Annotated in this window: 14 protein-coding genes and 1 pseudogene; 12 read left to right on the forward strand and 3 right to left on the reverse strand. The window is 74.0% G+C overall.

Annotation, left to right across the window (positions count from 1 at the left end; genetic code table 11):
• Window positions 1-32: 32 nt before the first annotated feature.
• From AB852_RS00315 to AB852_RS00345, 8 genes and pseudogenes are all read left to right on the forward strand, one after another.
• Entirely contained in the window at window positions 33-2,300 is a 2,268-nt protein-coding gene (locus tag AB852_RS00315; protein ID WP_079184193.1) for a 3-hydroxyacyl-CoA dehydrogenase NAD-binding domain-containing protein, read from the forward strand.
• A 145-nt stretch (window positions 2,301-2,445) separates the two neighbouring features.
• On the forward strand, window positions 2,446-3,132 hold the full coding sequence (locus tag AB852_RS00320) for a hypothetical protein (protein WP_073782387.1): 687 nt from the start codon (window positions 2,446-2,448) through the stop codon (window positions 3,130-3,132).
• Between the two features lie 350 nt (window positions 3,133-3,482).
• The gene (locus tag AB852_RS00325) at window positions 3,483-4,415 is read left to right on the forward strand and encodes an oxygenase MpaB family protein (protein ID WP_079184194.1); all 933 of its coding nucleotides are present in this window, start codon (window positions 3,483-3,485) and stop codon (window positions 4,413-4,415) included.
• A gap of 450 nt (window positions 4,416-4,865) precedes the next feature.
• A partial coding sequence (locus tag AB852_RS40330; RefSeq protein WP_281257700.1) for a CocE/NonD family hydrolase occupies window positions 4,866-5,439 on the forward strand: 574 nt, incomplete at its 3' end.
• A 2-nt stretch (window positions 5,440-5,441) separates the two neighbouring features.
• Window positions 5,442-6,826: pseudogene (locus tag AB852_RS40335) on the forward strand (CocE/NonD family hydrolase C-terminal non-catalytic domain-containing protein); the annotation flags it as partial.
• Entirely contained in the window at window positions 6,823-8,181 is a 1,359-nt protein-coding gene (locus AB852_RS00335; RefSeq protein ID WP_079184195.1) for a M14 family metallopeptidase, read from the forward strand. The pseudogene AB852_RS40335 and the gene AB852_RS00335, both read left to right, overlap by 4 nt.
• A gap of 662 nt (window positions 8,182-8,843) precedes the next feature.
• A complete protein-coding gene (locus AB852_RS00340; RefSeq protein ID WP_073782391.1) occupies window positions 8,844-9,872 on the forward strand; it encodes an oxidoreductase in 1,029 nt (342 codons plus the stop codon).
• Between the two features lie 626 nt (window positions 9,873-10,498).
• Entirely contained in the window at window positions 10,499-12,136 is a 1,638-nt protein-coding gene (locus AB852_RS00345; RefSeq protein ID WP_073782392.1) for an ABC-F family ATP-binding cassette domain-containing protein, read from the forward strand.
• Between the two features lie 312 nt (window positions 12,137-12,448).
• Here AB852_RS00345 and AB852_RS00350 read toward each other — a convergent pair whose 3' ends face one another.
• A complete protein-coding gene (locus AB852_RS00350) occupies window positions 12,449-14,905 on the reverse strand; it encodes a Tex family protein (protein ID WP_073782394.1) in 2,457 nt (818 codons plus the stop codon).
• Window positions 14,906-15,096: 191 nt separating this feature from the next.
• Complete coding sequence (locus tag AB852_RS00355; RefSeq protein ID WP_073782396.1) at window positions 15,097-15,960, reverse strand: SCO6745 family protein; 864 nt, start codon at window positions 15,958-15,960, stop codon at window positions 15,097-15,099.
• A 136-nt stretch (window positions 15,961-16,096) separates the two neighbouring features.
• On the opposite strand from AB852_RS00355, the gene AB852_RS00360 reads away from it, so the two are divergent.
• Window positions 16,097-17,059: a GlxA family transcriptional regulator gene (locus AB852_RS00360; protein WP_073782398.1), complete on the forward strand. Its 963-nt coding sequence runs from the start codon at window positions 16,097-16,099 to the stop codon at window positions 17,057-17,059.
• A gap of 131 nt (window positions 17,060-17,190) precedes the next feature.
• Window positions 17,191-17,814 (forward strand): DJ-1/PfpI family protein, encoded by a 624-nt coding sequence (locus AB852_RS00365; protein ID WP_073782400.1) that lies wholly within the window; start codon window positions 17,191-17,193, stop codon window positions 17,812-17,814.
• Window positions 17,815-17,831: 17 nt separating this feature from the next.
• Here the strand turns inward: AB852_RS00365 and AB852_RS00370 are convergent, their stop codons facing one another.
• Entirely contained in the window at window positions 17,832-18,593 is a 762-nt protein-coding gene (locus AB852_RS00370; RefSeq protein ID WP_073782401.1) for an enoyl-CoA hydratase/isomerase family protein, read from the reverse strand.
• Between the two features lie 72 nt (window positions 18,594-18,665).
• On the opposite strand from AB852_RS00370, the gene AB852_RS00375 reads away from it, so the two are divergent.
• A complete protein-coding gene (locus AB852_RS00375; RefSeq protein WP_073782403.1) occupies window positions 18,666-19,328 on the forward strand; it encodes an HdeD family acid-resistance protein in 663 nt (220 codons plus the stop codon).
• A 173-nt stretch (window positions 19,329-19,501) separates the two neighbouring features.
• On the forward strand, window positions 19,502-20,029 hold the full coding sequence (locus tag AB852_RS00380; RefSeq protein ID WP_079184369.1) for an ATP-binding protein: 528 nt from the start codon (window positions 19,502-19,504) through the stop codon (window positions 20,027-20,029).
• The last annotated feature ends 64 nt before the right edge of the window (window positions 20,030-20,093 follow it).

Consider the following 20,093-nt stretch of genomic DNA (forward strand, 5'->3'; position numbering starts at 1 on the left):
CCCAGCCGCCGCCCCAACGGAGCAGTCACACCATGAGCGAGCCCACCGCCCCCGCGTCCACCGCCCCCGCGTCCACCGACTCCGCGTCCGCCGCCCCCGTATCGCCCGATCCGCACGAGCCGCGCACCGCGGTGGCCGCGGACACCATCCGCTGGGAACAGGACGACACCGGTGTCGTGACCCTCGTCCTGGACGACCCCCGCCACTCCGCCAACACCATGAACGCGGAGTTCCAGGCATCCCTGGCCGTCGTCGCCGACCGTCTGGAATCCCTCCGCGACACCGTGCGCGGCGTGATCGTCACCTCCGCCAAGAAGACCTTCTTCGCGGGCGGTGACCTCCGGGAGCTGATCCAGGCGGGCCCCGAGGACGCGCGGCGGATCTTCGACAGCTCCATGGCGGTCAAGCGCGATCTGCGCCGCGTCGAGACCCTGGGCGTGCCCGTGGTCGCCGCGGTCAACGGCGCCGCGCTGGGCGGCGGCTACGAGATCGCGCTCGCCTGCCACCACCGGATCGCCCTCGACGCCCCCGGTACGGTGGTCGGCCTGCCGGAGGTCACCCTGGGCCTGCTCCCCGGAGCCGGTGGGGTGACCCGTACGGTACGGCTCCTGGGCATCGCGGACGCCCTGCTGAAGGTCCTCCTCCAGGGCGCCCGGTACACCCCGCGCCGGGCGCTGGAAGCCGCGCTCGTCCATGAGACCGCCGACAGCCACGAGGAACTGCTGGCCAAGGCGCGCGCGTTCATCGACGCGCACCCCGAGTCCCGCCAGCCCTGGGACACCCCCGGGTACCGCATCCCGGGCGGGACCCCGGCCGACCCCCGCTTCGCCGCGAACCTGCCCGCCTTCCCCGCCACGCTCAGCAAGCAGACGGCCGGCGCCCCCTACCCGGCGCCCCGCGCCATCCTCGCGGCGGCCGTCGAGGGCGCGCAGGTCGACTTCGCGACCGCTCAGACCGTCGAGGCCCGCTACTTCACCTCCCTGGTCACCGGCCGCACCGCGAAGAACATGATCCAGGCGTTCTTCTTCGACCTCCAGGCGGTCAACTCCGGTACCGGCAGGCCCGGGGACATCCCCGCGCGCGAGGTACGCAAGGTCCTCGTCCTCGGCGCGGGCATGATGGGCGCGGGCATCGCCTACGCGTGTGCCCGCGCGGGCATCGACGTCGTCCTGAAGGACGTCACCGCCGAAGCCGCCGCCCGGGGCAAGGGCTACTCCGAGCGGCTGTGCGACAAGGCGGTGGACCGGGGGCGCACCACCCGCGAGAAGGCCGACGCCGTGCTCGCCCGGATCACCCCGACCGCCGACCCGGCCGACGCGGCGGGCTGCGACGCCGTCATCGAGGCGGTGTTCGAGGACACCGCCCTCAAGCAGAAGGTGTTCCAGGAGGTCCAGGACCTCGTCGCACCCGACGCCCTGCTCTGCTCCAACACCTCCACCCTCCCCATCACCGCCCTCGCCGAAGGCGTGGCACGCCCCGCCGACTTCATCGGGCTGCACTTCTTCTCGCCCGTCGACAAGATGCCCCTGGTCGAGATCATCAAGGGCGGACGGACCGGTGAGGAGACCCTGGCCCGCGCCTTCGACCTGGTACGGCAGATCAGCAAGACCCCGATCGTCGTCAACGACTCCCGTGGCTTCTTCACCTCCCGGGTCATCGGGAAGTTCATCAACGAGGGCGTCGCCATGGTCGCCGAGGGCGTCGAGCCCGCGTCGGTGGAACAGGCGGCGGCCCAGGCCGGATACCCGGCGAAGGTCCTCGCCCTGATGGACGAGCTCACGCTGACCCTGCCCCGGAGGATCCGTGACGAGTCCCGGAGGGCCGTCGAAGCGAACGGCGGCACCTGGCTCCCGCATCCCGCGGAGGCGGTCATCGACCGTATGGTCGAGGAGTTCGGCCGGACCGGCCGCGGCGGGGGAGCGGGCTTCTACGACTACACCGACGGCAAGCGGGACGGTCTGTGGCCCGGGCTGCGCGAGCACTTCACCCGGCCCGGTACGGAGGTGCCGTTCCTGGACCTCCAGGAGCGCATGCTCTTCGCCGAGTCCCTCGACACGGTCCGTCTGCTCGACGAGGGCGTCCTCACGTCCGTGGCCGAAGCCAACATCGGCTCCCTGCTCGGCATCGGCTTCCCCGGCTGGACCGGCGGCGCCCTCCAGTACATCAACGGCTACGAAGGCGGACTGCCCGGTTTCGTGGCCCGCGCGCGGGAGCTGGCCGAGCGCTACGGGGAGCGGTTCACCCCGCCCGCGTCCCTGGTGGAACGGGCCGGGCGGGGGGAGCCGTACCGGGACCGGTGAGCCGCCGCCCGTCCCGACCGGGTCACCCTCTCGGCCGAGTCACCGTCCGGGACCTCCCCCGTGGCCCTCAGGTGTTCGAACGTTCGATGTCAACTCGGCCTCGGACGCGCGTTGTTGCGCACGGATGAGCGGGTAGGACCGCTGCATGGATCTTCTGCCGACGCACCTGGGCCCCTTCCACCCGAGAGGCCCGATGCTCGACCTCGCACTGCTTCTCCTCCCGTTGGGCCTCGTCGCCATGGTGCGGCTGGTACCGAAGGCGTACCGCGTCGCGGCGGAGGGCGGGGACGGGGACGGCAGCGGTGACCATGGCGGCGGCGAGTACGGCGACGGTGGCCGCAGCATGGCGAGCATGGCCCGGCGCGCCGAGGAGATCCGGGCGCGCGCCGCTCGCGAGCGGGCGCAGACTGCGGCGCTCCTCGACGGCACCCGCGAGGACGACACCTTGGCGGACGGCACCTCCGCGGACGAAGCCTCCGAAGCCTCCGCAGGCGGCACCTTCGTGGGCGACGTTCGTCCCGCGCGGGCCGGAGCGGCCCGCGCTGCCGGGTCCGGGGGCGGCGGCGGGCCCGTCCCCGGGGGCGATGACCGTCGGCAGGCCCGTGCGTCCGACGGTCCGCGCGAGGAACGTGTGCCGACCTTCGGCGCCACCCGTCCCGGGACGGTCCCCGGCGGGACGGAGGCCCCGGCCGCGCCCGCCCAGTCCCGGGACGAGGCCGAACGGGCCGCCGCCGAGGCCGAACTGCGTGTCACCGTCGCGGAACTCGCCTCCGACCTGGCCGAACGCCTGGTCCGGCAGCGTGCACGTGTCATCGGCAAGAAGCACGGCTGACCACCCCCGCGGCCACCCCGACCCCCACCGCAGCCGTCCCACCCTCAGGGTCCCGGCCGGAGCCCCGGCCGCCGGGGAAGCCCGACCGGCTACCGACCGCTGACCGCCGACCTACCGACCGCTGACCGCCGACTACCGGCCGCCCGCCCGTCATCACGCCCCCGCAACCCGCCCCCGCATCCACCGCCTACGCACCGTGCGGGCAGCGCCACCGGGGCCGTCGTCAACGCGGCGCCGTGGAGATCACCCTCTCGGCCGAAGGGCGCGGGGGCCGGTAACCGCCTGACCAGCACAGGCGCCCGCGAGGTCACAGCAGCCCCTCCCGTCACTCTCATGCGCATACTGGACATATGTCATCCCGTGTCCAGTCTTTTCGTCCCGCCGCCACCGGAGCCGTCACCCACGGTGACGGACCGGTGCGCGGCCCCGACCCCGAGCCCCCTCCGCCCGGAGGGCTCCTGTGGAACGACATCGGTGACATCCGCACCCTGATCACCCTCGCCCCGGCCTTCATCCTCCAGGTCGCCCACCCCGCCGTGGGGGCCGGTGTCGACGACCATTCCGCGTTCCGGACGGACCCGTGGGGCCGCGGCGTCCGGTCCATGCGTTCCGTCCTGCTCTGGGTGTACGGCGGTGAGCAAGCCGTCGAGGAGGGCCGCCGGCTGCGCGCCCTGCACCGGTCGATCACCGGCGCCGACGCCCACGGCCGTCCCTACCACGCGCTGCACGCCCGCACCTACGCCTGGGTGCACGCCACCGGATTCCCCATCAGCCGTTATGCCCACCCCTATCTGTGGGGGCGCCCGTTCACCCCCGCCGAGGAACGGCGGCTGTACGCCGAGTGGCGCCAGGTCGGACAGATCCTCGGTATCCCCGAACGGGAACTCCCGCTCACCGTCGAGGAGTTCTGGCCGTACTACCACCGGGTACTCGCGGAGCTGGAGATGACACGGGTGGCCCGGGAACTGCTGGACCCGGACGCGCCGTTGCCCGTGTTCGACCTCGGCCCCCGGCTGCTGCGGGTACCGGTGCGCGCGCTGTGGCCGGTGCTGCGCCCGCTGTTCCTGCGGCTGCGCCGCTTCCTGTCGATCGGCCTCCTGCCGCCCGAGGCGCGTGCCGTGCTCGGACTGCCCTGGACCCCCCGCCAGGAGCGCGGGCTGAGCCTCCTGTGCAAGGTGGTGAGCACCGTGGTCCCCCGGCTCCCGTCCCGGCTGCGCTACTTCCCCTCCGCGCACGCGGCGCGCGTCCGCCACGGACTGGGCCGACCGCGGGGGAACGGCTAGCCGCCCCCACCCGCCCTGCCGCCCCCACAGGTCCCCTCACAAGGCCCCCAGGCACGCCCACCCGTCGTCCCGCTGGACCGCCGCCGGTCGAGCGGGACGACGGCGGCGTGAACCGCACTCTTTTGCGTGGGAGTTGACAGGAGTACCTTCCCGCGCATGCCGATACATGAGCGTCACCCACGCCTCAGTCATCAGCAACCCCACACCGGACCCCGTACCCCCACCCCACCGCACCTGACCCGAGGACGGCTCCGCGGCGTCCTCGCCACCCTCACGCTCACCGCGCTCGCCCTCACCGTGACCGCCACCCCGCCCCTCACGGGCACCGCCACGGCCGCCCCACCAAGCGCCCCGGCACCCGCGTCCGCCGCCCACCGGGAAACAGCCCCGGCCGTCCCGCGCGGCACCGTCCCGGACGTCCCCACCACGGACGGAGCGGCCTCCGACAGATTGCTCACGGACGGAGCGACCACGGACAGAGCGGCACCCGACAGATCGGTCACGGACAGACCGCCCAGCGACGGAGCCGCGTCCACCGCCCCGCCCAGCCGCCCGGTCCACTCCTACGAGAACGCGATCCGTGAGTCCGTCTGGGTCGACACCCGTCTCGACCTCGACGACGACGGACGCTCCGACCGGGTCGCCGTCGACATCGTGCGCCCCTCCGAACCGGCCCGCCAGGGCCGGGACGTCCCCGTCATCATGGACGCCAGCCCCTACTACGCCTGCTGCGGACGCGGCAACGAAGGCCAGCGCAAGGCGTACGACGCGGACGGCGACCCCGTCACCTTCCCGCTGTACTACGACAACTACTTCGTCCCCCGGGGCTACGCCTTCGCCGCGGTCGACCTCACCGGGACCAGCCGCTCCGACGGCTGCGTCGATGTCGGCGGACGCTCCGACATCACCTCCGCCAAGGCCGTGGTGGACTGGCTGAACGGCCGAGCCCGCGCCTACACCACCCGCGAAGGCGGCGTCCGCACCCACGCCGACTGGACCAACGGCCGCACCGGCATGATCGGCANNTCGGCAAGAGCTGGGACGGCACCATCGCCAACGGTGTCGCGGCCACCGGCGTCGAGGGCCTGGAGACGATCGTCCCGATCGCCGCGATCTCGTCCTGGTACGACTACTACTTCTCCCAGGGCGCCCCGCTCTACGACTCCGGCCCCGAATGGCTGTCCGACTACGTGGAGACCCCCCAGGCCCGCGCCCGCTGCGCCGCCGTGCAACGGCAACTCGTCGACGAGGCACCCCGCAACGGCGACTGGACCGGGCTGTGGGACGACCGCGACTACGTCCGTGACGCGGAACGGGTCCGGGCCAGTGTCTTCGTCGTCCACGGCCAGCAGGACCTCAACGTCCGCTCCCAGCACTTCGGCCAGTGGTGGGACGCCCTCGCGCGAGCGGGCGTCGACCGCAAGATATGGCTCAGCCAGACCGGGCACGTTGACCCCTTCGACTTCCGCCGCGCCGACTGGGTGGACACCCTGCACCGCTGGTTCGACCATGAACTCCTCGGCCTCGACAACGGCATCGACCGTGAACCCATGGCCGACATCGAACGCGCCCCCGACCGCTGGGCCACCAGCGGCCACTGGCCGCCCCGCCCCACGGAGCACGTGACCCTGCGCCCCACCGAGGGCGACGGCCAGGGCGCCGGCGGCCTCGGGCCGCGTCCCGGACGCGGCACCGCCACCTTCACCGACGACCCCGCACGCGGCGAGAGCGACTGGGCCGCCGCCATCGACACCGCGACCCCGGAGAAGGCGGGCTTCACCACCCGCCCGCTCAGCCGCGAGCTGCGGCTGTCCGGCTCCGCCTCGGTACGGGTCACCGTCACCCCGACCACGCCCACCGCGCATCTGACGGCCGTCCTGGTCGATCTCGGCCCGGCCACCATCCGCGACTACGGCGACCGCGGCGAGGGCATCACCACCCTCCCGCACCGCACCTGCTGGGGCGCGGCCACCCCGGCCGACAGCCCCTGCTACCGCGAGACCGCCGCCACCACGGCCGAGGTGTCGGCGACCGTCGTCAGCCGGGGCTGGGCCGACCTCGGCACCCACGCCTCCGCCCGCGAAGGACGGCCGCTGACCCCGGGCACCGCGTACCCCCTGACCGTCCGGCTCGCCGCGACCGACCATGTCGTGCCCGCCGGGCACCGGCTCGCCCTGATCGTCGCGGGCACCGACAAGGACCTCATCGACCCGCCCGCCGACCGGCCCACCCTCACCCTCGACCTCACCCGGACGAGCGCCCGCGTACCGGTCGTCGGCGGCGCCTCCGCGTTCGTCCGCGCCACCACGGGTACGCCCGCCGTGACGGTCCCGCACATCACGGACCCCGACCAGGTGGGCCCCCCGTCCCACGCCCGCCGCGTCCCGCTCCCCGGAGGCGAACAACGATGACCCCACCGCACCCCACCACTTCCTCCCTGCCGGGCTCCGCGAGTCCCGCGCCCCGCGCCGGACACCGGACGCGCGTCGCCCTGCTCATCGCCGCCGCCACCGCCCTCGCGGTGCCGCTGCTCGGCGCGCCCGCCCAGGCCCACGAAGACCCCGCACCGCCCCGGACCGGCTTCGAACGGTCCGACGGCGCCCGCTGGACCGGCCAGGACGAAGAAGAAACGTTCCTGGCGGCGGTCGACGAGCGGTCCGACCGGATCACCCGGTCCCGGATCGGGACCACCGCCGAAGGGCGTCCGCTGCGGCTCGTCCGGGTCGGCGCACCCCGTCCCGCACCCACCACCGTGCTGCTGGTGTGCAGCCAGCACGGCGACGAGCCCGCGGGCCGCGAAGCCTGTCTGAGCACCGTCCGGGACCTGGCCCTCGACGACGACCGGCGCACCCGCGCGTTCCTCTCCCGCACCAACCTCCTCGTCGTCCCCACCGCCAACCCCGACGGCCGGGCCGCCGACACCCGGGGCAACTCCCAAGGCGTCGACATCAACCGCGACCACCTCGCGCTGCGCACCGCCGAGGCCCGCGCCCTCGCCGCCGTGATCCGCGACCACCGGCCCGACATCGTCTACGACCTGCACGAGTACGGGGCCACCCCCCGCACCTACGATAAGGACCTGTTCGACCTCTGGCCCCGCAACCTCAACACCGACCGGGCGGTCCACCGCGAGGCACGGACCCTGTCCGGGGCGTACGTCCGCCCGGCCGCCCACCGCTCCGGCCACTCCACCGGTACGTACGGCATCTGGACCGACCCCGTCACCGGCGAGCCGATACGGCAGGTCGCGGGCGACGGCCAGGAACGCATCCTGCGCAACGCCTCCGGCATCAAGCACTCCGTCGGACTCCTCATCGAGAGCCGGGTCGACCCGCTGACCGAAGCCGAACAGACCGACGAGGCCGTCAACAACCGCCGCCGGGTCGGCTCCCAGCTCGCCGCGCTCGGCGGGCTGTACCGCTTCACCGGCGAACGGCGGGCCCGGATCGAGGCCGCGACCGGGACGGCCCGCGTGGCGGGTCACCTCGACCGGGGTCCGGTCTATCTGGGCGGAGCGGACAACGACCCCGCCGAACCGGCCGAGACCCTCGCCGATCCGCCGTGCGGCTACCGCCTCAGCACCGGCCAGTACGCCGAGTTCGGTGACGAACTGGCGCTGCACGGGGTCCGGGTGCGCGTCAACGGTGACGGCGTCCTCGTACCGCTGCGGCAGTCGCAGCGCGCCCTCGTCCCGCTGCTCCTGGACGCCAGGGCGACCTACCGGCTGACAGCCGCCGAACCGGTGAGCGACTGCGCCACCCCCTGACCCACCCGCACGGGTGCGCCGCCCCGCCCCGGGCGGCGCACCCCTCACGCCCACACCGCCGCCCCCATCCCTCGCGGCGGCGCACCCCTGACCGCCCACCCCGGCCCACGCCCGTCGACCGCCCCGCTCCACAGCCCACTCCGGCCCCCGCACCCGGGCCGTCTCACTCCACAGTCCGCACCGTCCGCCGCAACCCGGCCGCCGCACCCACAATCCGCATGGACCGCCGCTCCGACCGGCCGCCGCGTCCCGGAGCCCCTCCGCCTCGGTCCCTCCGCCTTGGTCCCCGCGCTCCCACCCGTCCAGCGCCGGGCCCCGGTGTACGCCCTAGACCATGCGTTCGCCCGTCCCGCCCCGCCCGTCGGACCACGGGCGGACGCGGTCCGGACGGCTTGCGCGCCCGCCGGGCCGCCCGAGCGGGCGGCCCGACCCGGCGGGGCACCCGGGCATCCCGCAACACACGAGGTGATCCGCCCGGCCGCCTCCGTCGTCCCCACCGCGATGGCCGGCTCCCGCGGCCCCCCGGCGCGCCGTCACCACCGGTCCGGCGGCGCCCGGTCGCGTCTCACCGACAGGGCGTCCGGGCCGCCGGGCTCCGGCCGGACCGCGCGGGAGCGGTGACGGTGTGCTCACCAAGCGTGTCCGCTGGGGATACTCAGGACATGTCTGCCGCGTACGCGACCTTCGGACTGGCACCCGCCACGCGGGCGGGTGGGGTGCTCGCCAACGGCGAGTTCCAGGCGCACCGGGACTTCGTGGACTTCATCGTCGACGGCCGTCCCCTCCTCTTCCGGCTCGCCGATCTGGACGCCGTCTCCCCGCTCGCCTCCGACGTGCCTCCCGCGATCTTCACCGCCCAGGTGCGCTGTCTGCTCCTGGAAGCACCGGCCCCGCTGCCCGCCGGGCGTTATGTGATCTACGGCTGTCCCGAGTGCCGGGCCATCGAGTGCGGAGCCGTCACGGCCGTCATCGAGAGGGACCCCGCCTCGCCCGACGACTACGTCTGGCGCGACTTCGCCTGGCAGACCTCCGCCCATGCCGACCTCGCCTTCAACGGCTACCACGGCACCGGGCCGTTCCGGTTCCGGGGAGCCGAGTACCGGGACGCGCTGGCCCGGATCGCCGACGCGGCGGGCGTCGCGCGGCGCCGTGTGCTGCTGGTCGGTGACCGGGTGGCCGTCCTCGCCCGGCTCGCCGCCGCCCTGCGCACCATCGGTATCGGCGCCGAGATCACCCGCGACGCGGCCGAGGTGTCCGCCGACGAACTGCGCACCTACGGCGCCGTCGCCTTCGGCCAGGGCATCGACACCACCGAACGCGCCCTGGTACGTGCCGCGTTCGAACGGGCAGCCGCGCCGGTGGCCTACGTGGACGGGCTCGCGCCGATCGTGCCGCTGCTCCTCGCGCAGATCGAGCACGCCCTCGACACCGCGCCCGCCGAACGCCGCCGCCTCACCCAACTGGTCACCACCGGTGGGGACGCGGGCGTCGACATCACGTCCACCTGCCGGGTCCGGCTGCTCTCGTACCGGCTCGACCGGCTCCGCCGCACCCGCACCCATGAACTCTTCGACGGGGTCCTCGGCCCCGGCCACCACCGAATCCCGCTTGACGGCCGGACATCACGCGGAAGATCCTTCCTCGTGGCACGTACGACGGACAGCGTGCTCGTCGCGTCCTCCGCGCGATGACCCCGGCAGCGGCCCGGGGCGTACCAGGGCCCGCCCGACGACGAAGAGTGACGCGTGACGCGATGAGCCAGGCCACGATGGAGCGGTGACCTCACCGGGACACCCCTGACGATGCCCGCCCGGACCGCCCGGACCGCCCGACCGCCCGACCGCCCGGATCACCGGGACCGCCCCACCCCGGGGCGCCCCGACCCCCGAGCACTTCCGCGACCCGGCCACTACTTCGGTATCCGGTTCCGGCCACGGCTCCGGCAACCGGCCCCGGCCACGGCTCCGATAGCCGGTTCCGGTCATGGCCCCGGTTCCGGCCAGGACCCCGGTCCGGCCGCCACCCCGGTCCGGCCGCCACCCCGGCGTGGTTCGCGCCGCTCCGGGGCGTACCGTGTCCGGGGCGCGTGGACCGAGCCACCGGGGCGGTCCACCGGTGCACCGCCCCGGAGCAGCGCCCCGGCCGGGCGCCGCACCACGGGTCACGGTCCGCCGGAACCCGCCGGCGCTCCCGGCCCAGGCACCGGCTCCCCGCGAGTACGTGCCACGGTTCCCGTACCGGCCACCGCGCCCGGTCCGGGCGGGGCCGCCGCCCCGGCCGCCCGGACCTCTCCACCGCCCCCAACGATCGGACCTCCATGACCGCCACGCTCGTCGCCAAGGACCTCGCCGCCGGACACGGCGGACGCTCCCTGTTCGCCGGACTCGAACTCGTCGTCGCCCCGGGTGAGGTGATCGGGCTCGTGGGCGCCAACGGCGCGGGCAAATCGACGCTGCTCCGCCTGCTCGCGGGCCTCGACACCCCCGAACAGGGCGAACTGCGGCTGTCCCCGCCGCACGCCACCGTCGGCCACCTCCCGCAGGAACCCGAGCGGCGCCCCGGTGAGTCGGTCCGCGCGTTCCTGGCCCGCCGCACCGGGGTCGCCGAGGCGCAGCGCGCCCTGGACGAGGCGACCCAGGCGCTGGTCGACGGGGCGCCCGGCGCCGACGACGCCTACTCCGTGGGGCTGGAGCGCTGGCTCGCCCTCGGCGGCGCCGACCTCGACGAACGCGCCGAGGAGGTCGCCGCGTCCCTCGGTCTCGGCGTCGGCCTCGACCAGCTGATGACCACCCTCTCCGGCGGCCAGGCCGCCCGCGCCGGCCTCGCGTCGCTGCTGCTGTCCCGCTACGACGTGTTCCTGCTGGACGAGCCCACCAACGACCTCGACCTCGCCGGACTGGAACAGCTCGAAGGCTTCGTCCGGGGGCTGCGCGCGGGCACCGTCCTCGTCAGCCACGACCGCGAGTTCCTGACCCGCACGGTCACCAAGGTCCTCGAACTCGACATCACCCAGCAGCAGGTCAGCATCTTCGGCGGTGGCTACGCCGCCTACCTGGAGGAGCGCGAGACGGCCCGCCGCCACGCCCGCGCCGAGTACGACGAGTACGCCGACAAGAAGTCCGCGCTGGAGTCCCGTGCCCGCGTCCAGCGGGGCTGGATGGACAAGGGCGTCAAGAACGCCCTGCGCAACTCCCCGGACAACGACAAGCTCCTGCGCCGCGCCCGCGCCGAGTCCAGCGAGAAGCAGGCCGCCAAGGCCCGGCAGACCGAACGCCTCATCGAGCGGCTGGACGAGGTCGAGGAGCCGCGCAAGGAATGGGAGCTGCGGATGGAGATCGCCGCCGCGCCCCGCTCCGGCACGATCGTCGCCACCCTGCGCGACGCGGAGGTACGGCGCGGGGACTTCCGTTTCGGGCCCGTCAACCTCCAGATCGACTGGGCGGACCGGGTCGCCGTCACCGGGGCCAACGGCTCGGGCAAGTCCACCCTGCTCGCGGCGCTCCTCGGCCGTCTCCCGCTGGACGCCGGGCACAGCGCGCTCGGCCCCGGGGTCGTCGTCGGCGAGGTCGACCAGGCCAGGGGACTCTTCCACGGCCCCGAGACGCTGCTCGACGCGTTCCGCGCGGCGGTCCCGGACACCGAACCGGCGGAGGTACGCACCCTGCTCGCCAAGTTCGGCCTGAAGTCCGACCATGTGCTGCGCCCGGCGGCGACCCTGTCACCGGGGGAGCGGACCCGGGCGGCCCTCGCCCTGCTCCAGGGCCGGGGCGTCAATCTGCTCGTCCTGGACGAGCCGACCAACCATCTGGATCTGCCCGCCATCGAACAGCTGGAATCCGCCCTCGACAACTACCAGGGCACCCTCCTGCTGGTCACCCATGACCGGCGGATGCTGGAGGCGGTCACCACGACCCGCCGTCTCGCCCTGGCCGACGGCACCCTCACCGAACACTGACCGCACCCGGGCCACCGCACCCGGGCCACCGCACCCGGGCCACCGCACCCGGGCCACCGCACCCGGGACACCGCCCCGGACGGGTCCGACCACCGGGCGACCGCTGAGGCGGCCCGCCCGGTGCGCACGGCGACGAGGCGCCCCCCGGCCCGGACCTCACCGGGGACGGTCCCTCGGCGGTGGAACGGCCCCGGCACGGACCTCACCGCACGCCCGCCCGCCCGACCGCCCGGCGGAAACGGCCGCAGCCGCCCCCGCCGGGCCCGGTCGTCCCCGCCGGACCGCGCCCCCTCACCTCACAGGGCGCTCACCTCACCGGGCGGACGGCCCCTTCCCCAGCCCCGCGCGGCGAAGCGCGTCGGCCATGGCGCTGTTGGCGGGCGGCGGCGCCTGCCGAGCGGACCCGCCACGCCCCTGTCCCTGCCCTTGACGCTGCCCTTGCGCCTGCCCCTGCCGCTGACCCTGGCTCGGTCCTTGTCCCTGCCGGGGCTGCGGCGCCCGCTTGCCGCCCCCGGCCCCGCGCGGCTCCCGGCCCCGGGGCTCACGCCCGGAGCCGTCCCCGGCATCCGCGGCGGGCTCGTCGTCCAGACGCAGCGTCAGCGAGATCCGCTTGCGCGGGATGTCGATCTCCATGACCTTCACCTTGACGACATCACCCGGCTTCACCACGTCGCGCGGGTCCTTCACGAACGTCTTCGACATCGCCGACACATGGACGAGCCCGTCCTGGTGCACCCCGATGTCCACGAACGCCCCGAACGCGGCCACATTCGTGACGACGCCCTCCAGGACCATCCCGGACTCCAGGTCGGACAGTTTCTCGACGCCCTCCTTGAAGGTGGCCGTCCGGAACGCGGGCCTCGGGTCCCGGCCCGGCTTCTCCAGCTCGCGCAGGATGTCCGTCACCGTGGGCAGACCGAACGTGTCGTCGACGAAGTCCACCGGCCGCAGGGACCGCAGGGTGCCGCCGTTGCCGATCAGCGCGGCCACCTCACCGCCGGACACCTTCGCCATCCGCCGGACCACCGGATACGACTCCGGGTGCACGCTGGAGGCGTCCAGCGGATCGTCACCGCCCTGGATGCGCAGGAAGCCCGCGCACTGCTCGTACGCCTTCGGGCCGAGCCGCGCCACGTCCTTCAGCGCCTTGCGCGACCGGAACGGGCCGTTCGCGTCGCGGTGGGCGACGATGTTGTCGGCGAGCCCGGAGCCGATACCCGACACCCGGGACAGCAGCGGCGCCGAGGCCGTGTTGACGTCCACGCCCACGCCGTTCACACAGTCCTCGACGACCGCGTCCAGCGAACGCGACAGCTTCACCTCGGACAGGTCGTGCTGGTACTGGCCTACCCCGATGGACTTCGGGTCGATCTTCACCAGCTCCGCCAGCGGGTCCTGGAGGCGCCGCGCGATGGACACCGCGCCACGCAGCGACACATCCATCCCCGGCAGTTCCTGCGAGGCGAACGCCGACGCCGAGTACACCGACGCGCCCGCCTCGGACACCATCACCTTCGTCAGCCCCAGCTCGGGATGGCGGGTGAGGAGGTCACCGGCGAGCTTGTCGGTCTCCCGGGACGCGGTGCCGTTGCCGATCGCGACCAGGTCGACCGCGTGCTCCTTCGCGAGGCGCGCCAGCTTGGCCAGCGACTCGTCCCAACGGTTCTGCGGGACATGCGGATGGATCACGTCCGTCGCGACGACCTTGCCCGTGGCGTCGACCACCGCGACCTTCACCCCGGTACGGAACCCGGGGTCGAGACCGAGGGTCGCACGGGTGCCCGCCGGGGCGGCCAGCAGCAGATCCCGCAGATTCGCCGCGAAGACCCGTACCGCCTCGTCCTCGGCGGCCGTCCGCAGCCGCAGCCGCAGATCGATCCCGAGATGGACGAGCACACGGGTGCGCCACGCCCACCGGACCGTGTCCGCCAGCCACTTGTCGCCCGGCCTGCCCCGGTCGCTCACCCCGAACCGCTGCGCGATGCTGCTCTCGTACGAGGTGGGGACCGGTGGCGCCGCCGGGTCCCGGGGCTCCTCCGGCTCCAGGACGAGATCGAGGATCTCCTCCTTCTCACCGCGCAGCATGGCGAGGACCCGATGCGAGGGAAGGGCGGTGAACGGCTCCGTGAAGTCGAAGTAGTCGGCGAACTTGGCGCCCGCCTCCTCCTTGCCCGTACGCACCTTCGCCGTGACGCGGCCCCGCGTCCACATCCGCTCGCGCAGCTCACCGATCAGGTCCGCGTCCTCCGAGAACCGCTCGGTCAGGATCGCGCGGGCCCCGTCGAGAGCGGCCTGCGGATCGGCGATACCCTTGTCGGCGTCCACGAACGCGGCGGCCGCGGCCAGCGGTTCGACCCCGGGGTCGGTGAGCAGGCCCTCCGCGAGCGGGGCGAGGCCCGCCTCGCGGGCGATCTGCGCCTTGGTCCGCCGCTTGGGCTTGTACGGGAGGTAGATGTCCTCCAGCCGCGCCTTGGTGTCGGCGGCCCGGATCGCCGCCGCCAGCCCGTCGCTCAGCTTGCCCTGCTCGCGCACCGATTCCAGGATCGCCGCGCGCCGGTCCTCCAGCTCGCGCAGATACCGCAGCCGCTCCTCGATCGTGCGCAACTGCGCGTCGTCGAGCGTCTCCGTCGCCTCCTTGCGGTACCGGGCGATGAAGGGCACGGTCGAACCGCCGTCGAGCAGTTCCACCGCGGCCCGCACCTGCCGCTCCCGCACGCCGAGCTCCTCGGCGATCCTGCCTTCGATGGACCCTACGAGGGGTGTCGTCACGATCCCGTACCGCCTTATCCCATGAGGTTGCGCGGCAATTGTGGCAGGTCATACCAACCACACCCCCGCCCCCCGGCCGCGTCTGCCTCGCGCGACGGGGCCGCCACCGGGGTCCCGGTCCGTCCACGGGCCGCACCGGGACCGGACCGGCCGACATCCGGCGGCCGTCGACAGGACGCCCGCCGGCGTCCTCAGTCCTTGCCGAAGGCCTCCGCGGGGAACGCGCCCGCCTCCAGCGCCGCCCCCGCGAACACCGTGGCGATCTCGGTGAGACGGGCCACCCCGGTCGCGCCCAGGTGCTCGTACGGGCTCAGGTCGAGCCGGTCGGTGCGTACCTCCAGCTCCCGTCGGGTCTCCCGGCCCGCGTCGGTCAGCTCGCCGTCGGCGGTCAGCAGGCCGCGGTCGCGCAGGCGCAGGGCCGCCGCGTCCCAGTCGGCGCGGGTCCAGCCCCGGGACGCCAGGACCCACGTCGGGGTCATGCCCCAGCCGGTCGCGGTATGGCTGACCAGGGCCTCCACCGGATCGAGACCCAGCTCCAGCAGCACCGCGAGATGACCGTCGCCGCGGTGCTCGCGCAGCAGCGTCGCCGCGTGCCAGAACGCGAGATGCGGCGCGTCCGGCACCGGCAGGTCGGCGTGGGCGGAGTACATCGGCCGCGCGGGCCGCGTACAGCCCTCGGCGGCCCGCAGCGCGAGTTCCGCCGCCTCCGCCATCTCCGGTGAGGCCAGCGCCTCCTCGCCGAGCTGCCGGCGCAGCACCGCGTCCACGGCACGCAGCCGTGCGGCGAGCACCTCCGGCGGCGCGGCCGTCCGCCACACCTCGGGGACGTGCCGGGCCACCATCGCGTGGCTGAAGTTGTAGAACGCCGCGCTCACGACGCCGGGACCGACCGGGCCCAGGGCCGCCGCGCGGACCGCGAGATACGCGGCGCCCGGGTCCTTGATCCCGAGGGCGGCCAGTTCGGCCGCCAGCTCCGGGGAGAAGTAGTGCGTCGAGTGCAGCGGGTTCAGGACATGGTGGCACCGGCGTCCGGCGCGCTCGGGCAGAGTGCTCATGCCCCGTACGTTACCGACTGGTTGGTACGTGGTGGAAGGGGCGCCGGGCCGGGCCGGATCATGACGGGGCGTGATGGCAGGAAAGGTGGGGAACCCGTCATTGCGGCCAGCCGTCCGCCGCCGAAGAATCGACGTCATGACGCAGCGAACCGTACTCGTCGTCCTCTTCGAGGGCGTGCAGAGCCTCGATGTCACCGGCCCCCTGGAGGTGTTCCACGGGGCGGCGCACGCCGTCGGTGACCCGGCGGCGGGCTACGACGTACGCACCGCCTCCCTCGACGGCGGCCCGGTACGGACGTCCAGCGGACTGCGTCTCGTCCCGGACACGGACCTCGCCTCGGCCCCCGTACCGCACACCCTGGTCGTCCCCGGCGGGGACGGCAACCATCACGAGGACGATCCGCTGACCCGCTGGCTGGCCGCGCACGGGCCACGCGCCGAGCGGCTGGTGTCCGTCTGCACCGGCGCCATGCTGCTGGCCCGCGCCGGACTCCTCGACGGCCGCCGGGTGACCACCCACTGGGCGTTCTGCGACCGGCTCGCCCGGGAGCACCCGGCCGTCACCGTCGACCCGGACCCCATCTTCGTCCGGGACGGGAACGTGGCCACGTCCGCCGGGGTCACCTCGGGCATCGATCTCGCGCTCGCGCTGGTCGAGGAGGACCACGGACGGGAGGCGGCGCTGACCATCGCCCGGTACCTCGTCGTCTTCCTGCGCCGCCCCGGCAACCAGGCCCAGTTCAGCGCACAGCTCGCCGCGCAGACGGCCAGCCGGTCCCCGCTGCGCGAGGTGCAGCGCTGGGTGTCCGAGCATCCGGGCGGCGATCTGTCGGTCGAGGCGCTGGCCGAGCGCGCCCGGCTGTCGCCCCGTCACTTCGCCCGCGCCTTCCGGGCGGAGACCGGTACGACCCCGGGACGGTACGTGGACCGGGTCCGCGTCGAGCACGCGCGGCGGCTGCTGGAGGAGACCCCCGACGGGATCGAGGAGATCTCCCGCAGCTGCGGCTACGGCACCCCGGAGGCCATGCGCCGCGCTTTCGTCCGCACCCTGGGCACCCCGCCGGCCGACTACCGCCGCCGTTTCCGCCCCACCCCCTGAACCACCCGGCCGTCGCACCGCTGCCGCCCGCCGCATCCATGCCACCGCGACCGCGTCACCACAAGCGCACCATCACCATCACCGCCACGACCATCCCGTCCCGTCACGCGAACGACCCGAGAGGTCCCACCATGCAGATCGCCGTAGTCCTCTTCGAGGGCTTCACCTCCCTCGACGCCATCGGCCCCTACGAGACGCTCCAGCACATCCCCGGCGCGGAGACCGTCTTCGTGGCGGCCCGTACCGGACCCGTCCGTAACGACAGCGGCAGTCTGGCGCTCGTCGCCGACCGGACCTTCGAGGAGGTGCCCCGTCCCGACATCTTCGTCGTGCCCGGCGGCCCGGACATGACACCGCAGACCACCGACCCGGTCCTGCTCGACTGGGTGCGGGCCGCCGACCGCGAGAGCACCTGGACCACCTCCGTGTGCACCGGTTCGCTGGTCCTGGCCGCCGCCGGACTCCTCACCGGCCGCCGTGCCACCTCGCACTGGCTCGCCCTGGAGCAGCTGCGCGAGGCGGGGGCCGAGCCGACCGGGGACCGTGTCGTCATGGACGGCAAGTACGTCACCGCCGCCGGGGTGTCCTCCGGGATCGACATGGGCCTCACCCTGGTCGGCCGGATCGCGGGCGACCGCCGCGCCCAGTCGGTCCAGCTGCTGCTGGAGTACGACCCCCAGCCGCCGTACGACGCGGGCTCCCCGGAGAAGGCTCCCGCCGACCTGGTCGCCGAGTGGCGGAGCGTCTCGGCGTAGGACCGTACGGGGGGGGCTCAGCCGACGGGCGGGGTCCACTCGAAGCGGGGCTCGCGGTGCTCCAGGAAGGCGGCGACACCCTCGGTGGTCTCGCCGCTGCCCCGGGCCTGCGCGGCCCAGTGCTCGATCCGGTCCGCCCGGCCGGCCGCGAACTCCTTGGCCGCGGCCTGGGTGAGCTGGGAGCGGGCCGTCAGGACCCGGGTGAACTCCGCCACCCGCTGGTCCAGCTCGGCCGCGGGCAGCACCTCGTCCACCAGCCCGGTCGCCAGGGCCCGCCGCGCGTCGATCAGCTCCCCCGAGAACAGCAGGTACTTGGCCGTGGCGGGCCCCACCAGCGACACCAGCCGCCGGGTCGACGAGTGCGCGTACACGATCCCGAGCTTCGCGGGGGTGATCCCGAACAGCGCGTCCTCGTCGGCGAACCGCAGATCGCACGCGGCGGCGAGCTGGCAGCCGCCGCCGACGCAGTGGCCGCGTACGACGGCCAGTGTCGGCTTGGGGAAGGCCGCGAGGGCGTCCTCCGCGGCCACCGCCAGCCCCTGGGCCGCCTCGGCGGTGCCCGGGGGGCCGCTCAGCGACGAGATGTCCGCGCCCGCGCAGAACGTCCCGCCGGCGCCGGTCAGCACCAGCGCCCGCACCGCGGGGTCGCCGGCGAGCGCGTCGAGGATGGGCGGCATCGCCCGCCACATCTCCTCCGTCATGGCGTTCCGCTTCGCGGGCTGGCAGATCACGATCGTGGCGACCCCGTCGGTCACGCCGTACGGCAGCTGAGGCTCCATGTGCCGGATGCTATCCGCACCGGCCGAACGTACGATCATCACTGGGGGTACCGCGGCCCTTGGGAGGCGCCCATGAGTACGCCCCGTGGCGAGGTCAGGAAGCTCCGGCGCGGTTTCACGGGCCTGGTGGTCCTCGGAACCCTGCTGGTCGTCGCCGGAGTGGTCGGCCTGGTCTATGTCGGTGTGGCCACGCTGACGACCATGCTCCTGTTCGGCTGGCTGCTCCTCATCGCCGGTGTCATCGGTCTGGTGCACGCCGTCCAGTCCCGGCAGCAGGACTACTTCTGGCCCGCGGTGCTCATCGCGGCCCTGTATCTGGCGGCCGGGGTCGTCATCCTGCGCAGACCGGACGTGGCCGCCGCCACGCTCACCATGTTCGCGGCGCTGCTGTTCCTGGCGGGCGGACTGTTCCGGCTGGTGGGCGCGCTGGTCGCACGGGGCGCGCAGTCCGGGTGGACGCTGGTCCAGGGCGCCCTCGGGGTGCTGCTGGGCGTGCTGGTCCTCGCGGGCTGGCCGAGCAGCAGTGTCTACGTCATCGGCTGCTTCTTCTCGCTGGCCGTGCTGTTCGACGGCCTGGGGCTGATCGCCACGGGTCTGGGCGGGCGGCACATCGTGGGGCTGGTCTCCGACACCCTGGCCGAACCGGACGGGACCGACGGCCCGGACGCACCCGGATCCCTGGACAAGGGGCGGGAAACGGACGATCCGCCCCCCAAACACGTACAACCTGAATAGGGCTTCAACCTGGCAAATCGGGTCATCGGCGGTCGCCCCGCCGACGCGCTCACACGGGATCGGTCAGAAGCCGTCGATACTCGCTGACTTCTGGTCAGTCGTCCGGTACGGACCAGGGCGTTCCCAACACTCGACGTGTGGAGACAATCGAGCGCGAAGGCGGCGACCGGACGATGGACAGTGGCGGGTGGGACTCGGGACCACCCCCGGGCACCGATCTCGGAGCACCGCCGGAGGCCGGCCCGGCCCCCCTGCCGTACGAGGGTGTGTGGCGATTCACGGCGCCCGCGGCGGATGCCTCCGTACCCCAGGCGCGGCACGCGGTCCGGGACCTGCTGGTACGCCAGCGGGTGCCCGTGTCCGACGATCTGGTGCAGGGGCTTCTGCTGATCGTCTCGGAGCTGGCGACCAACGCGGTCAAGCACGCGGCGGTGCTGTCGCCGCTGCTGACCGTGGAGGTCGCCGTCGGCGCCGAGTGGATCCGGGTGTCCGTGGAGGACAACCATCCGTACCGGCCGACGGTCCTGGAGACGGACCACGGGCAGACCGGGGGCCGGGGACTGCTGCTGGTCCGGGAGGTCACCCGCGAGGCGGGCGGCGTGTGCGACGTGGAGCAGACCGCGAACGGGGGCAAGGTCGTCTGGTCGGCCCTGCCCCTGAGACCCCCGAGGGTGCCCCGGCCCCAGGGCCCCCGCCGCTGACCCGTCCACACGCCGACCTGTCAGAAAAACGTGCGCGGGAGCGTGCCCGGCCGGACCCCCAGGG

Origin of the sequence: Streptomyces uncialis (assembly GCF_001905345.1) — a bacterium.
GTDB classification, from domain to species: Bacteria; Actinomycetota; Actinomycetes; order Streptomycetales; family Streptomycetaceae; genus Streptomyces; species Streptomyces uncialis.